Origin of the sequence: Halomicrobium katesii DSM 19301, from assembly GCF_000379085.1 — an archaeon.
Lineage (GTDB): Archaea > Halobacteriota > Halobacteria > Halobacteriales > Haloarculaceae > Halomicrobium > Halomicrobium katesii.
On record NZ_KB905378.1, the window covers coordinates 1,038,161 to 1,051,774 of the forward strand.

The 13,614-nt window shown below is 68.6% G+C and carries 15 protein-coding genes; 5 read left to right on the top strand and 10 right to left on the bottom strand.

Going from position 1 to position 13,614, the window contains the following annotated elements:
• The first annotated feature begins 179 nt into the window (after positions 1 to 179).
• The 3 genes from HALKA_RS0105490 to HALKA_RS0105500 all read left to right on the top strand — a co-directional run bounded on the left by HALKA_RS0105490 (position 180) and on the right by HALKA_RS0105500 (position 3,495).
• Complete coding sequence (locus HALKA_RS0105490) at positions 180 to 1,472, top strand: O-acetylhomoserine aminocarboxypropyltransferase/cysteine synthase family protein (RefSeq protein ID WP_018257034.1); 1,293 nt, start codon at positions 180 to 182, stop codon at positions 1,470 to 1,472.
• A 451-nt stretch (positions 1,473 to 1,923) separates the two neighbouring features.
• Positions 1,924 to 3,132 (top strand): homoserine O-acetyltransferase MetX, encoded by a 1,209-nt coding sequence (gene metX, locus HALKA_RS0105495; protein ID WP_018257035.1) that lies wholly within the window; start codon positions 1,924 to 1,926, stop codon positions 3,130 to 3,132.
• A 60-nt stretch (positions 3,133 to 3,192) separates the two neighbouring features.
• Positions 3,193 to 3,495: a DUF7130 family rubredoxin-like protein gene (locus tag HALKA_RS0105500; RefSeq protein ID WP_015762071.1), complete on the top strand. Its 303-nt coding sequence runs from the start codon at positions 3,193 to 3,195 to the stop codon at positions 3,493 to 3,495.
• 95 nt (positions 3,496 to 3,590) lie between these two features.
• Here HALKA_RS0105500 and HALKA_RS0105505 read toward each other — a convergent pair whose 3' ends face one another.
• Complete coding sequence (locus HALKA_RS0105505; RefSeq protein ID WP_018257036.1) at positions 3,591 to 4,070, bottom strand: hypothetical protein; 480 nt, start codon at positions 4,068 to 4,070, stop codon at positions 3,591 to 3,593.
• Between the two features lie 77 nt (positions 4,071 to 4,147).
• On the opposite strand from HALKA_RS0105505, the gene HALKA_RS0105510 reads away from it, so the two are divergent.
• On the top strand, positions 4,148 to 5,056 hold the full coding sequence (locus HALKA_RS0105510) for a ketopantoate reductase family protein (protein WP_018257037.1): 909 nt from the start codon (positions 4,148 to 4,150) through the stop codon (positions 5,054 to 5,056).
• 54 nt (positions 5,057 to 5,110) lie between these two features.
• Here the strand turns inward: HALKA_RS0105510 and HALKA_RS0105515 are convergent, their stop codons facing one another.
• The 9 genes from HALKA_RS0105515 to HALKA_RS0105555 form a co-directional block, all read right to left on the bottom strand.
• The gene (locus HALKA_RS0105515; protein ID WP_018257038.1) at positions 5,111 to 6,154 is read right to left on the bottom strand and encodes a lysylphosphatidylglycerol synthase transmembrane domain-containing protein; all 1,044 of its coding nucleotides are present in this window, start codon (positions 6,152 to 6,154) and stop codon (positions 5,111 to 5,113) included.
• A 2-nt stretch (positions 6,155 to 6,156) separates the two neighbouring features.
• Positions 6,157 to 7,677 (bottom strand): sulfatase, encoded by a 1,521-nt coding sequence (locus HALKA_RS0105520; RefSeq protein WP_018257039.1) that lies wholly within the window; start codon positions 7,675 to 7,677, stop codon positions 6,157 to 6,159.
• Positions 7,678 to 7,815: 138 nt separating this feature from the next.
• Positions 7,816 to 8,076: a MarR family transcriptional regulator gene (locus HALKA_RS0105525; protein WP_018257040.1), complete on the bottom strand. Its 261-nt coding sequence runs from the start codon at positions 8,074 to 8,076 to the stop codon at positions 7,816 to 7,818.
• Between the two features lie 43 nt (positions 8,077 to 8,119).
• A complete protein-coding gene (locus HALKA_RS0105530; protein ID WP_018257041.1) occupies positions 8,120 to 8,800 on the bottom strand; it encodes an NAD-dependent epimerase/dehydratase family protein in 681 nt (226 codons plus the stop codon).
• Between the two features lie 48 nt (positions 8,801 to 8,848).
• Positions 8,849 to 9,169 (bottom strand): hypothetical protein, encoded by a 321-nt coding sequence (locus HALKA_RS0105535; protein ID WP_018257042.1) that lies wholly within the window; start codon positions 9,167 to 9,169, stop codon positions 8,849 to 8,851.
• A 143-nt stretch (positions 9,170 to 9,312) separates the two neighbouring features.
• Positions 9,313 to 10,065, bottom strand: coding sequence for a uroporphyrinogen-III synthase (locus HALKA_RS0105540; protein ID WP_026190173.1), 753 nt, complete (start codon positions 10,063 to 10,065; stop codon positions 9,313 to 9,315).
• Positions 10,058 to 10,885, bottom strand: coding sequence for a uroporphyrinogen-III C-methyltransferase (gene cobA / locus HALKA_RS0105545; protein WP_018257044.1), 828 nt, complete (start codon positions 10,883 to 10,885; stop codon positions 10,058 to 10,060). The genes HALKA_RS0105540 and cobA overlap by 8 nt, the downstream gene beginning before the upstream one ends.
• On the bottom strand, positions 10,882 to 12,015 hold the full coding sequence (hemC, locus tag HALKA_RS0105550; RefSeq protein ID WP_018257045.1) for a hydroxymethylbilane synthase: 1,134 nt from the start codon (positions 12,013 to 12,015) through the stop codon (positions 10,882 to 10,884). The genes cobA and hemC overlap by 4 nt, the downstream gene beginning before the upstream one ends.
• Positions 12,016 to 12,100: 85 nt before the next feature.
• The gene (locus HALKA_RS0105555; protein WP_018257046.1) at positions 12,101 to 12,646 is read right to left on the bottom strand and encodes a CDP-2,3-bis-(O-geranylgeranyl)-sn-glycerol synthase; all 546 of its coding nucleotides are present in this window, start codon (positions 12,644 to 12,646) and stop codon (positions 12,101 to 12,103) included.
• Positions 12,647 to 12,765: 119 nt separating this feature from the next.
• Here HALKA_RS0105555 and HALKA_RS0105560 point away from each other — a divergent pair, with 119 nt between their 5' ends.
• Complete coding sequence (locus tag HALKA_RS0105560; protein WP_018257047.1) at positions 12,766 to 13,599, top strand: proline dehydrogenase family protein; 834 nt, start codon at positions 12,766 to 12,768, stop codon at positions 13,597 to 13,599.
• Positions 13,600 to 13,614 lie beyond the last annotated feature (15 nt).

Below are 13,614 nucleotides of genomic sequence, written 5' to 3' on the forward strand. Positions count from 1 at the left end.
ACGACCGGCCGGGACGTGACTGAAGATGGACGTACGTCAGTCGTGGCGCGATATAAGCTTTGACCAGACGGGACGGTCGCTGGACGGGCGGTCGACGACGACCCGCCAGCGGACGACGCACCTGCGAGTTTTGCCGTAACTCGTGGTTATAGATGGCTAGAGCAATATGCGTGTTGTACATGACTGACGACACCCAGGGGTTCGGGACGCGCTGTGTCCACGCCGGCCAGGAGGAGCCGGATCCTGCGACGGGCGCGCGTGCGCCACCGATCTACCAGACGACGTCGTACGTGTTCGAGGACGCCGACACCGCCGCCCAGCGGTACGCCCTCGACGACACCGGCAACGTCTACTCGCGGTTCGACAACCCGACGGTGTCGATGCTGGAGCGGCGCATCGCCTCGCTGGAGAACGGCACTGGGGCGGTGGCAACGGGCTCGGGGATGGCCGCGCTGGACGCCGGCACGTCCATCCTCGCGAGCGCGGGCGACAACGTCGTCACGGCCGCCTCGATCTACGGGGGGACCCACTCCTATCTGGCCAACATGGGACCTCGCCGCGGCATCGAGACGCGCTTCGTCGACACGCTCGACCCGCAGGCCTACGCCGACGCCATCGACGACGACACCGCCTACGTCCACTTCGAGACCATCGGGAACCCCTCGCTCGTGACGCCGCCGATGGAGGCGATCGCCGAGGTGGCTCACGACCGTGGCGTCCCCGTGTTCGTCGACAACACCTTCGGCACGCCGTACCTCTGTAACCCGCTGGACCACGGCGTCGACCTCGTCTGGGAGTCGACGACCAAGTGGATCCACGGCTCGGGGACGACCGTCGGCGGCGTCCTGGTCGACGGCGGCTCGTTCCCGTGGTCGGAGTACCCCGAGAAGTTCCCGGAGCTGGGGGCTCCCAATCCGGCCTTCGACGGGATCACCTTCGCCGAGCGCTTCGAGGGCGAGGCGTTCGCACACGCGGTCCGCCAGCGCGCCGTTCGCTCGCTGGGCGACGGCCAGAAGCCCTTCGACGCCTGGGCCACCCTCCAGGGGTGTGAGACGCTCAAGCTCCGGATGCAACAGCACTGCGAGTCGGCGATGGCCGTCGCCGAACACCTCCGGGACCACCCCGAGGTGGCGTGGGTCACCTACCCCGGACTCGACTCTCACGAGACCCACGACAACGCGAGCCGGTACCTCGACGGCGGTTACGGCGGCATCGTCACCTTCGGCCTGGAGGGGGGCTACGACGCCGGCCGCGAGGTGTGTGAGCGGACCGATCTCGCGCAGTTCCTCGCCAACATCGGCGACGCCAAGACGCTCGTGATCCACCCCGCGAGCACGACCCACGCACAGCTCAGCGAGGACGAACAGCGGGCCAGCGGCGTCACGCCGGACCTGATCCGCTGTAGCGTCGGCATCGAGGACACCGAGGACGTCGTCGCCGACCTCGACCGCGCCATCGCGGAGGCCAGCTAATGTTTCGAGAGCAACGCGAAGACCGTCTCCGGAACAGAGACACCGAAAGCCCTCGGCCCGCTCGACGCCGTCTGTGCAGGATATCCTCGCAGTGCTCGGATAGCGCCTGCACAGACGACGCGAGACGCGCCTCGCCCTTTCATCCGCCAGGGCGTAGACTGTGGGGCTATCCACGAGCCTGGCGGATGAAAGGGCGAGTGCCGCGTGACGGCCTCGCCGTCACGTTATCGCCAGCCGGTTCGACCGGCCGGCCCTTCCGGGAACCCCGACGACGCAAGCACGCGAGCGAAGCGAGCGCGCGCAGGGAGTCGCGGGACCGGAACTGTACGAGGGCTTTCGGTGTGTTCACGAACGTAGCGAGTGACTGTTCGAACGCCGATCGAAGCGAGTCGTTCGGTACCTTCAGGTCGTTCGATACCCCTTGTGGAGAGACACCAACACGAGGCGCACGATGGACGTAGACCACCAGACCCTCTCGCTGGGCGAGTTCGAGTTCGCCTGTGGCGAGACGATCCCCGAGCTCGAAGTCGCCTACGAGACCTACGGCGAGTTCGACGGCGACAACGCCGTCCTCGTCTGTCACGCGCTCACCGGCAGCGCACACGTCGCCGGCCGCGGGCGCTTCGAAGACTCCGATCAGGCCTTCGCCTGGTGGGACAACATCGTCGGCCCGGGCAAGGCCATCGACACGACCGAGTACTACGTGATCTGCGTGAACGATCCCGGCTCCTGTTATGGCACGTCCGGGCCGGCCTCGACGAACCCCGAGACGGGCGAGCCCTACGGGACGGCGTTCCCGCCGGTGACCGTCGGCGACTGGACGGAAGCCCAGCGGGCCGTACTGGACGAGTTGGGGGTCCCCCACCTCCACGCGGTCGTCGGCGGCAGCGTCGGCGGCATGAACGCGCTGGACTGGGTCAAGCGCCATCCCGATCACGTCGAGCGCGTCGTCGCCATCGCCGCCGCCGCGCGACTCGATCCGCAGTGTCTCGCGCTGGACGGCATCGCCCGCCGGGCGATCACGACCGACGACGACTGGAACGGGGGCGACTACTACGGCGACGACCGCCCGGACCCGGACGACGGGCTGGCGCTGGCCCGCGAACTCGGCCACGTGATGTACCTCTCGAAGGCGACGATGGAGCAGCGCTTCGGCCGTCGGGCCGCCACGAGAGAGTACGAGCGGGCCTTTCCGACGGACCCGGCGGGCCGCTTTTTCCCCTACCGGGACGTGGAGTCCTATCTCGACCACAACGCCACGAAGTTCGTCGACCGCTTCGACGCCAACAGCTACCTCTACCTGACCCGGGCGATGGACAACTACGACCTCTCGTCGGGCTTCGAGTCCGACGCGGACGCCGTCGCCGCCTTCGACGGCGAGGCGCTGCTGATGTCCTTTACCGGCGACTGGCACTTCACGACAGCACAGTCCGAGGAGCTGGCCGAGTCGTTCCGCGAGACCGACACCGCGACCGCACACCACATGGTCGACTCCGACTACGGCCACGACGCCTTCCTCGTCGAGCCCGATCGCGTCGGCCCGCCCGTCGCGGACTTCCTCGATGACGGCGTCGGTGGCAGCGCCGTCTCCGACACCACCGACGACGACGGCGACGACGGTCCCGACCACGCACCGGTCCACACGAGCCTCTTCTCGTGACCGGGACGAGCTGTTGTCCCAGTGACCTTTATTGGCGTGTGGTGTGAACTGTGTTACACAATGTCAGAGATGCCAGACGCGGCCAGCGACATGGGACTGGGCTTCGGAGAGACCGTCTACGACGAGGACGGCCAGCGACTCGGGACGATCCGCGGGTTCGACGAGCGGGGGTTCTACGTCACGCTCGACGGCGGCATGGCCGCCATGTCGATCGAACACGTCCGCGCCGGTGAGTCCGGCGAGGCCGAACTGATGTGGCGCTGCTGGGACTGTGGCGCGATGGGCGAGATCGAGGACATCCCCGAGGAGTGTCCCGACTGCGGTGCGCCAAAGGAGGACATCTACTACTGGACGGAGGATTAGGGGGGCGGCCCGACGGAACGAATGCCGGTCCGCGGAACAGACGAACGGCGACCGCGGGGAGCCAGCGCCCTGGGGACGGCGACCTGTCGCCCCCGCTACGAGACGCCTTCGAGTCGCTCTCGCAGCGACGACGGCAGCGACGACTCGACGGCCTCAATCGCCTCGTCGGGCATGGCGAACGTGAACCGTTCGTCGCGCCGCGTGACGATCGCGAGTCCGTCGGCGTCTCGAACCACCAGCGTGCGGATCTCCGGGGACACGTCTGCCAGCGCGTCGAAGGTGTCGCCGGTCAGTGGAACCGATCCGGTGGTCTCCTCGTGGCCGACCGCCACGTCCGAGTGGGCGGCCAGATCGGCCAGCGCGTGGCGGACGCGGTCGCGGTCGTCGCGTCGGCCGGACCCCACGCGGACGGTGGCCGCGGCCGGTGATCGGGGGCTCTCGTCGAGCACCGTCGCCAGCAGCTCGATCGACGCCAGTTCCGGTGCCGTCGCCGGGACGACGAGACGGTACCGCGGCGTCTCGGCCGGCCACTCGGCGTCGTCGAGGGGGTCGTCGGAAGCGGATCCGTCGGTCATACCCGTCGTTGGCGACGGCGCGGCAAGTGGGTGGTGATCCCCGTCGCGTTTTTCAGCACCCGCGACGGAGTGGGCGCATGGAGATCGTCGTCTTCGGAGCGGGCAGTCTCGGCAGTCTGATCGGGGGGCTGCTGGCACGCAGCCACGACGTGACCCTGGTCGGGCGAGAGCCACACGTCGGGACGGTCGAGCGGTCGGGGCTGGCGATCGAGGGCGCGATCGACGCGCACGTGAGGCCGGCCGCGGGGACTACATCGCCCGCCGCGGCAGACCTCGCCGTCGTGACGGTCACGGCCGGCGACACCGACGCGGCCGCCGCGGCGCTCTCTGACACGGCACTCGACGCCTGCCTCTCGCTGCAAAACGGCATGGGCAACGAGGCGACGCTCGCCGAGCGACTGGGCTGTCCCGTCCTCGCGGGCACCTGCACCTACGGCGCACGCCTGACCGAGCCCGGCGTGGTCGCGTGTACCGGCGTCGGCGAAGTCGTGCTGGGTCCCCGCGAGGGCGGCCGCTCCGAGCCGGCCGACCGCGCTGGGGCGGCGTTTACCGACGCCGGTGTCGAGACCACCGTCGCCGACGACATGCCGCGACGGCTCTGGGAGAAGCTGGCGGTCAACGCCGGAATCAACGCCGCGACGGCGCTGGCCCGCGTCCCCAACGGCGCGCTCGTCGACGGTCCGGCCCGGCGCGTCGCCGAGCGCGCTGCACGGGAAACGGCGGCCGTGGCCCGCGAACACGGCGTCGATCTGCCGGACGAGCGGGCCGCCCAGATGGCGATGCAGGTGGCTACGGACACCGCCGCGAACCGCTCCTCGATGTTGCAGGACGTGGCCGACGGACGACAGACCGAGATCGACGCGATCAACGGCTACGTCGTAGAGCGGTCTGGGGGTGTGGCAGTCCCCGTCAACGAGACGCTGACCGCGCTCGTGCGAGCGTGGGAGGGCGAGAACAGTGCGGGACGACGTTATAGTAACAATTGAAACGATTTACACACCGATCGCACTGCTGTCGTGTGATCGGGTGTGCATTGATTTTCAATGGCTACTATCGCTCCGACGGAGCACGAACACCGCCGCCGCGCCGCCCACGAGGAGCGCGAAGACGTAGCTCGCGACCCGGTAGAGAATCGAGATGGCGGTCGCTCCGTCGCTGGCGATCGGCGTGAGCGCGACGATCAGAATCACCAGGAACGCCTCGACTGCCCCCGAGCCTCCCGGCGAGGGCGCGAGCCCGCCCAGCGTGCTCGCGGGGACGACAAAGAAGACGAGCAAGAGCGGGATCGCCGCGTCGCCGACGGCCATCGCGACGAAGTACAGCGGGAGCGCGAAGAAGATCCAGCCGATATACGAGTAGCCAAGCGCCCGCACGAGCGCTCTCCGGTCCGTCGCGATCCGCTGGAAGGCCTCGTCCAGTTCCGCAAGGCGGCTCCGGAGCCCGTCGACGGTCAGGCGCGGCAGGAGCCGGACGATCGGGACCACGACGCTGGCACCGACTCGTCCCAGGGACAGCCGGTAGCGCCAGCCGACCGCCGCGAGCACCGGGACTCCCAGGGCGACGGCGAACAGCGCTACAGCGAGTGGCTCCAGCACTGCCGGCAGCGACGACTGGTAGAGCAGGGCCGCAAAGCCCACCCCGGAGAAGGTGACGAACGGAAAGAGGTTCAGCAGGTCCGCGGTGACGACCGAGGCCAGCGCGTCCTCGTAGCTGGCGTCCGTGTCTCGCGAGAGGACGTAGGCGATGAAGGGCTCGCCCCCGGCCTGGCCCAGCGGCGTCACGTAGTTGGCGAACGTCGCGGCGTAGTAGGTCACGACCAGTCGGCGAAACGACTCGCGGACGCCGGCCACGCCCAGGACGATCTGCCAGGCTTTCCCCCAGAACGTGAGACAGAGCAGCGTCGAGAGACAGCCCATCGCCAGCCAGCGCAGGTCCGCCGTCGCCAGCCGATCGAGGACGTTGCGCGTCCCGACGAACTCGACCAGCGCGGAGAGGACGAGGCCGGCGACGGCGAACCCCAGGACGGTCTGGACGACTGTCCGACGGTCGAACAGGTCACCGATCCCGCCTGCGTCGTCGCTCACGATCAGTCGATGTAGCCCAGGTCTTTCAGGCGATCCTTCGCGTCGTCGTCCATCGAGTCCAGCACCTCGCCGTCGGTGCCGTCGGCCTCGTCGGGCCAGTCGGCGTCGACGCGGTCGACGAAGTCGGAGAGCTCCGCTTCGAGGTCGGCCAGCAGTTCGTCGTCACTGCCCGCACGGTCCTCGGTCTCGCCGGGGTCGCTGTCGATCCGGTAGGCCTCGTCCGGGATGCGCGTACAGTGGATGTACTTGCCCTCGGGCGAACGGGCCGCGCCCATCCGGGAGTAGAACCGCGAGTCCGTCTCCAGGGCGATGCCGGCCGCGCTGGCTTTCCCCTCCAGCTGGCGGAGCTCGACGACCGGCTGGTGGTACTCGACGAAGCCCACGTCACCGCGGGGGCCGTGTGCGCCCGCACCGTTCGAGGTCGTCCCAGCGAACTCGCGATACTCCGTCGAGAGCAGGGAGCGAGTGGGGTCGAGCGAGACGCCGTCGCCCGCGACGCCGGTCGCGTCCAGCACGGAGTGATACAGGTCGACGAGTTCGACGACCGTCTCGTCGTCGCGTTCGGGCTCGATCTCGGGGTGTTTGACCATGCAGGGGACGTTCACCAGCGGATCGTAGATGCAGAACTCGTGGCCGTAGAGGGCGTGTTCGCCGTGCAGTTCGCCGTGGTCGGCCGCTACGACGACCATCGTCTCGTCCCACTGGCCGGTCTCTTTGAGGTGGGTAAAGAGCCGGTCGAGCTGGTCGTCGATGTGGCGGATCTCGGCGTCGTACAGCCCCTCGATGTCGTCCCACTCCGCGTCGTCGATGTCGCGAGCGCCGCAGTTGAACTCCTTGGAGTTCTGGCACACCTCGGCCGAGTCGACGCCGGGCGCGAACTGCTCGACGTACTCCTCGGGCGGGTGGTAGGGGAGGTGGGCGTCCATCAGGTTGATGAACGTGAAGAAGTTCTCCGAGTCGTCGATGAAGTCCATCGTCTCGTCGATCACGGCGGGGGTCTTCGTGTCGCCCCCGCCCTCGGAGGCGAAGTACTCGTGTAACGTGTTGCCCAGCTGGACCATCCGATCGGCGACGCCCCGCAGGGTGTCGCTGTCGTTCATCGTCTGCCAGATCCGGGCCAGCGGCCCCGAGAGGAGTTCGCTTGGCATGATCTGGAAGAAGTTGTCGTGGTCGTCGAACCCCGCGGTGAGGTTCGTGTAGGGCGTGATCCAGGCGTTCGAGGAGTAACAGGCCGTGTCGTAGCCGGCCGCCGAGAGCGACTCGGCCAGCGTGGTCGCCCCGTCGAGATAGGGGTCCTCCTGTGTCGCCTCGTGTTCGGAGGGGTACAGCCCCGTAAACAGGGAGGCGTGGACCGGCAGGGTCCAGGGGGCCGGCGCGACGGCGTGTTCGAAGACCGCCGCTTCCTCGGCGAACGCCTCCAGGGTCGGAGTCGTCGGCTCGTCGTACCCGTACGCCGAGAGGTGGTCCTTGCGGACCGTATCGAGCACGACGAAGAGCACGTTCGTCCCGTCCGCACCAGTCATACTGAGTACGGCATCGTCCACGAGTTTAAAGACCGCGTTTCGTGGCTCTGGGCTGGTTCCGAACGATTCGACCGACAGTGGGCGTCCACGGGAGCGACGACACCGGCGAAAAACAGCGACGGAGAGATCGTCGCTGGACTACTCGTCCGTCGTCACAGTCGAGTACAGTGACTGCCTGGCGTCCATAAAGGAGACTTCGGAGGTGACGACATCAGCCTCTTCGAGTTCAGAGAGTGCGTATCTCGTGGTTCGTTTCGACAACATGGTCTCTTCGGCGAGTTGCGACTGGGTCAGTTGTCCTTCGTGAGCGAGGACCTTCGTGACGAGTTTGGCACTCGGTGGACTGTCTGCCAACTCGTCTTCGAACGCGCGGAACACGTCCCCAGGATCGGATGGCATGTACAGGTCGATGCACGGGCGCAGCCGACATCAAAGCCGGTGCTTATACTGTTGGTTGTCTGGCTGCGAGTGTCGCCAGGGTCGGTGCCGAGACCGGTCCCGTCGGAACCGTGTCGTCGACGGCGAGACGATAGATCGCGGTGCTTGCCTGTTCGACCGAGAACGGGCGGTCGTCGCCGAGCCGTCGGGCCAGTGGTTCCCACCGCCCCAGTGTCGCGACGAGTGCGTTCGTGACTGTCGAGAAGTGTGGCTGGTCCGGTCCGTAAACGGGACCAAACCGTGGGACGACGACCGACAGTTGGAGGTCGGCGATTGCCGCTTCGGCACGGCGCCGAGCGTCGATGTACGCGTCTCGAACGCCGGGTGGCTTGGTCGACGACGAGACGTAGACGAAGCGATCGACACCGGCGCGTTCCGCCTCCAGCGCGGCGACGACGGCAGCGTCTCCGTTGAGACGTTCGAGCGTGACGCCCTGGTCCGGTGACTCGTCGAGCGTCCCGATAGAGTGAACAACGCAGTCGGTGCCAGTGAGTGTGTCTCGCCACTCGTGTGGAGCGAAGATGTCCGCCGCGTGCCAGTCGACTGCTCCTGCCCACGGACCGCGCTTTTCCGTTGCTGGCGGTCCGCTGCGGGCGACGCTCGTCACGTCGTGGCCGTCCGAAACGGCACGCCGGCAGACGCGCCGACCGATGAAACCGTTGCCGCCCGTCACCAGTAGCTGCATACGGACCCGTCGGGCTACAGAGTCAAAACAGCGCCGCCGACGAGCGAGCTACAGCACCCGGAGCCGATAGCCAGCTAGCGCCGTTTCGTCGGTGACGCGGCCGCTTTCTTCGGCGACATCGAGGACGCGTGAGACGAACTCCTTGGGGACTTCGACGCCGACGAAATCGGAGGTTTCTCTGTCGACGGTCAACCGTGCCATCGTCCGGTCGGTGCCGTCGTCGTTGTAGATGCTCCCGACCTGTCGACCGTCCCGCAGGAAGTGGAGTGTCACGTCCGTCGGTTCGATCCGATCGAAGGATACCTCGAACACCATGTGATCGTCCTCGATGCGGGTAAGCAAGCGACCGTCGTGCTCGGTCACGAACATACGCGTCGTACGGACTGGAAGCGGTTATACGGGCGGCCGTCTCGGACGGTGTTCGCAGGTAGGACGGGCCGCACGTCGGCAGCTACCGCCCGACCTCTACTCGTACTGTGAGCCGTAACTTCACAGATTCACAGCCCGCAGCGTCACTCGCGGTGACTCGGCGCGGCCGCCTCGACCGCCGTCGTCGCCAGTGTCTCGAAGTCGGCGGTGTCGGGAACGACGTCGACGTCGATGCCCGCGTCCGTGGCCGTCTGTCGGGTCGGCTCGCCGATCGCGCCGACGACGGCGTCGTTCAGCCCCTCGACAGCGTCCGCTCGAATTCCTCGCTCGTCGGCTACCGCGAGGAAGTGTCGAACGGTCAGCGAGGAGGTGAACAGTGCGGCGTCGAGGTCGCCGGCCGCCGCACGCTCCGTCGACGCTCCGGCCCCCTCTGGCCGGACGAGTCTGTAGAGGATCGTCTCGTGGACGTACGCGCCGGCCGCTTCCAGTCCGTCGGTCAGGACCGCCGAGCCGTGATCCGAGCGCGCCACCTCGACGCGCGCGCCGTCGACGCTCTCTTCGAGCGCGGCGACCAGTCCGGTCGAGGAGTACTCCTCGGGCACCAGATCGACCGCGTAGCCGGCGTCTTCGAGCACGTCTGCGGTCGGCCGGCCGATCGCACAGACTGTCGCGTCGCCGGGGTCCCACCCGGCCTCTGTGGCCAGTTCGACGCCGGTCTTGCTCGTGAGGACGACGTAGTCCGCGTCGGATCGGGGCGTCGCCCCGGTCGCCTCGACGGCGAGCATCGGGTCCGGAACCGGGTCGGCACCGAGCGACTCCAGCAACTCGACGGCCTGGGTGGTCCGCTCGTCGTCGGGGCGGAACACGGCGACGCTGAGCCGCGGTTCCTCACGCATCGCCGTCACCGCCGTCGTCGACCGCCTCGTTCTCCGGCTCCCGATCGGCTCCGACGAGGAACTCCAGGACGTCCGCGCGCGTCGCCGCCACGTCGCCGATGACGGTGATCGCCGGCGGCTCGATGCCGGCCGCGTCGCGGGCGGAGACGATACTGTCGAGGGTCCCCGTCGCGACCTGCTGGCCCGGCCAGGTCGCGCGCTCGATCAGCGCGACCGGTGTCTCGGGGTCCATGCCGGCCTCGCGGAGCGCGGCCGTGTAGTCGGGCAGCTTGCCGACGCCCATCAGCACGACGATGGTGCCGCCGGTCGCGGCGAGTGCCGCCCAGTCGACGGCCGACTCCGCTTTCGTGGGGTCTTCGTGGCCGGTGACGAACGACACCGACGACGCGTGGTCGCGGTGGGTGACGGGGATGCCGGCGGCCGCCGGACCGGCGACGGCCGACGTGATGCCGGGGACGATCTCGACCGGAACGCCGTGCCGTGCGAGGTGGACGAGCTCCTCGCCGCCGCGGCCAAACACCGTGGGATCGCCGCCCTTGAGCCGCACCACGTCCTTGCCCTCGCGGGCCAGCTCCACGAGGCGACGGTTCGTGTACTCCTGGGGCGTCCACTCGCCGCCCGCGCGCTTGCCCACGTCCTCGCGTTTCGCCTCTGGGATCATGCCGATGATCTCCGGACCGGGGAGCTTGTCGTGTAACACCACGTCGGCCGCTTCGAGCAGTCGCTTGGCCTTCACCGTCAGCAGCTCCGGATCGCCGGGGCCGGAGCCGACGAGGTGGACCGTCCCGGTCGCTTCGCCCTCGCCCGTGTCGTCGCTCATTCGTCGCCGGCTCCCTGGGCCGTCGCCGCGTCGCCGCCCTCGCCCGCTCGCTTGGCCTGCTCGATCAGGTCGGCAGCGCCCTGTTCCGCCAGATCGGCGGCGAACGCTCGCGCGTCGTCGACGTGGCGATCCGCCGAGAGGTCGCGCGTGGCGGCGACCTCCCGCTCGCCCGCCTGGTCGAGGACGCGCACGGTCGTCCGGATCACGCTGCCCTGCAAGATCGCGTGGACGCCCAGCGGTGCGACACACCCCCCGCCCAGCTCGTCGAGGACGGTCCGCTCGACGGTCGTCTCCGCCCGCGAGCGCGGGTGGTCGAGGGCGTCATTGAGTTCCCGTGCGAACTCGTCGTCGGTCGCGGTGACCGCCAGCGCCCCCTGGCCGGGCGCGGGGACGAACGTCTCGGTCCGGAGCGACTGGTACTCGACGTGGTGGAGCAGTCCGGCCCGTTCCAGGCCCGCGCGAGCGAGGACGACGGCGTCGTACGCCGTCTCGACCTCGCGGCCCAGCGCCCGGCGCTCGATCTCGGTGAGTCCGTCGAACCACGTCTCTACGTCCTGCTCGTACGGGAATTCGTACTCCTCGTCGTCGACCTTCTCTTTTTGCTCTTTCTCGGCCTCGCTGCGCTCCTCGTGTTCGGACTGGAGGGTCGGCGCGAGCAGCTTCTCGATGCGCGTGTCGACGTTGCCACGGAGCGGTTGCACGTCGAGATCCGGTCGCTCGGCCAGCAGCTGGGCCTTTCGACGGAGGCTCGACGTGCCGACGGTCGCGCCGTCGGGCAGCTCCTCGACGGTGGCTCCGTCCGGCGTCACCAGCACGTCGTCGGGCGATTCCCGCTGGGGCACGCCAGCGACGACCAGCTCCTCGGGCTGTTCGGTCGGCACGTCTTTCATCGAGTGGACGGCGGCGTCGACCTCGCCGTCGACGACCTGTTCGTCGAGGCTGCGGACGAACGCGCCGGTCTTGCCCAGCCGGTGGATCAGTTCGTCCCGGATCTGATCGCCTGTCGTCTCTACCTCGACGATCTCGACCGTGTACCCCCGCGCTTCGAGCGTCTCGGTGACGGTCGCGGCCTGACGCAGGGCCAGGTCCGAGCCCCGCGTCGCCAGCCGCACCGTCGTCGCTGTAGTCATACACGGTCGTCGTCGGCCAGCGTAGAAAAGCCCACCACTTTCGTCGCTCTCGGCGAACTCGCCCCGCGCTATCTCGGCCCGCCGATCACCACGGCTCGTCTTTCAGCCCCAGCGCGTACGCGATGCCGTTGGTGGCGACGTGCAAGAGCGGCGTGATCACGACGACTGCGACCAGTACTGACGGCCGAAACGTCGCCAGCGCCCACTCGGGTGCGAACAGCGTCGCCAGTGCGAGCGCCCCGACGACGAAGTCGAGCTGGTCGAGCCCCGGGAACGCCGCCCCGCGTTCGCGACCGGTGCGACGCTTGAGGAACGAAGCGCCGATGTCGCCGACCATCGCGCCGAGTGCCAGCCCCAGGCCGGCCACCACCGGGAACGGGTCGGCGACGACCCCCAGCGTCGCGGCGACCGGCTCGTAGACGGCGTTGAGCGCCAGCGCCAGCGCCGTCCCCGCGAGCGTTCCGGCAGCGGTCCCGCGCCAGGTCTTCCCGTCGCCCAGGAGCCGCCGGCCCCCCCAGCTCCGTCCCCCGTCGATCGGCCGTCCTCCTCCGGCGAGGACGGCCGCGTTGTTGGGGACGTACGCCGGTAGCATCGCCCACAGCGCCGTCGCCACGATCGGGAGTACGTCCATGTCGCGGTGCTGTCCCGCGGGCGGCTTAACGTCGGCGACTCTCCGCGGCACCTGACGGGCCGCGGAACAGATCGCCTCGGTGACAAACCTCATAGGGAGGCGGGTCCTACCGGCAGACGATGATTCCGCCACTGGCCCGGCGGTTCGTCGCGGGTGAGACGACCGCCGGCGCACTGGAGCACGCGCGACAGTGCAACGAGGAGGGGATCGGCGTCATCCTGAACCAGCTGGGTGAACACTACGACCGTCGCGAACCGGCCACGGAGGCGGCCGCGACCTACGAGGCCCTCGTCGAGGAGATCGATCTGGCGGGGCTGCGCGCCTGCCTCTCGATCAAGCCCTCTCAGCTGGGTCTCGACGTGAGCGAGCGGCTCTTCGAGTCGAACCTCGACAGCGTCGTCACGCACGCCGCGGCCCGCGACGTGTTCGTCTGGATCGACATGGAGGACCACGAGACGACGGACGCGACGCTCGACGCCTTCGAGCGACTCGCCCGCCAGACCGACGGCGGCGTCGGGCTCTGCGTGCAGGCGAACCTCCGACGGACGCCCGACGACCTCGAACGGCTGGCCGATCTGCCGGGGAAGATCCGGCTCGTCAAGGGCGCGTACGATCCGCCGCCGTCGATCGCGCTCCAGGACAAGGCCGAGATCGATCAGGCCTACCGCGACCAGTTGCGATACCTCTTCGAGCAGTTCCGGGGCGAGGTCGCCGTCGGCAGCCACGACCCGGAGATGATCGACCTCGCCGCGTCGCTACACGAGGAGTACGGGACGCCGTACGAGGTCCAGATGCTGATGGGCGTTCGCGACGACGCCCAGCGCTCGCTGGCGACGGACTGCGAGGTCTGGCAGTACGCTCCCTACGGCGGCGAGTGGCTCGCGTACTTCTATCGACGGGTCGCAGAGCGGAAGGAAAACGCGTTGTTCGCCCTGCGGGCGATACTCTCCTAGCTGGCAGTCGTCTGA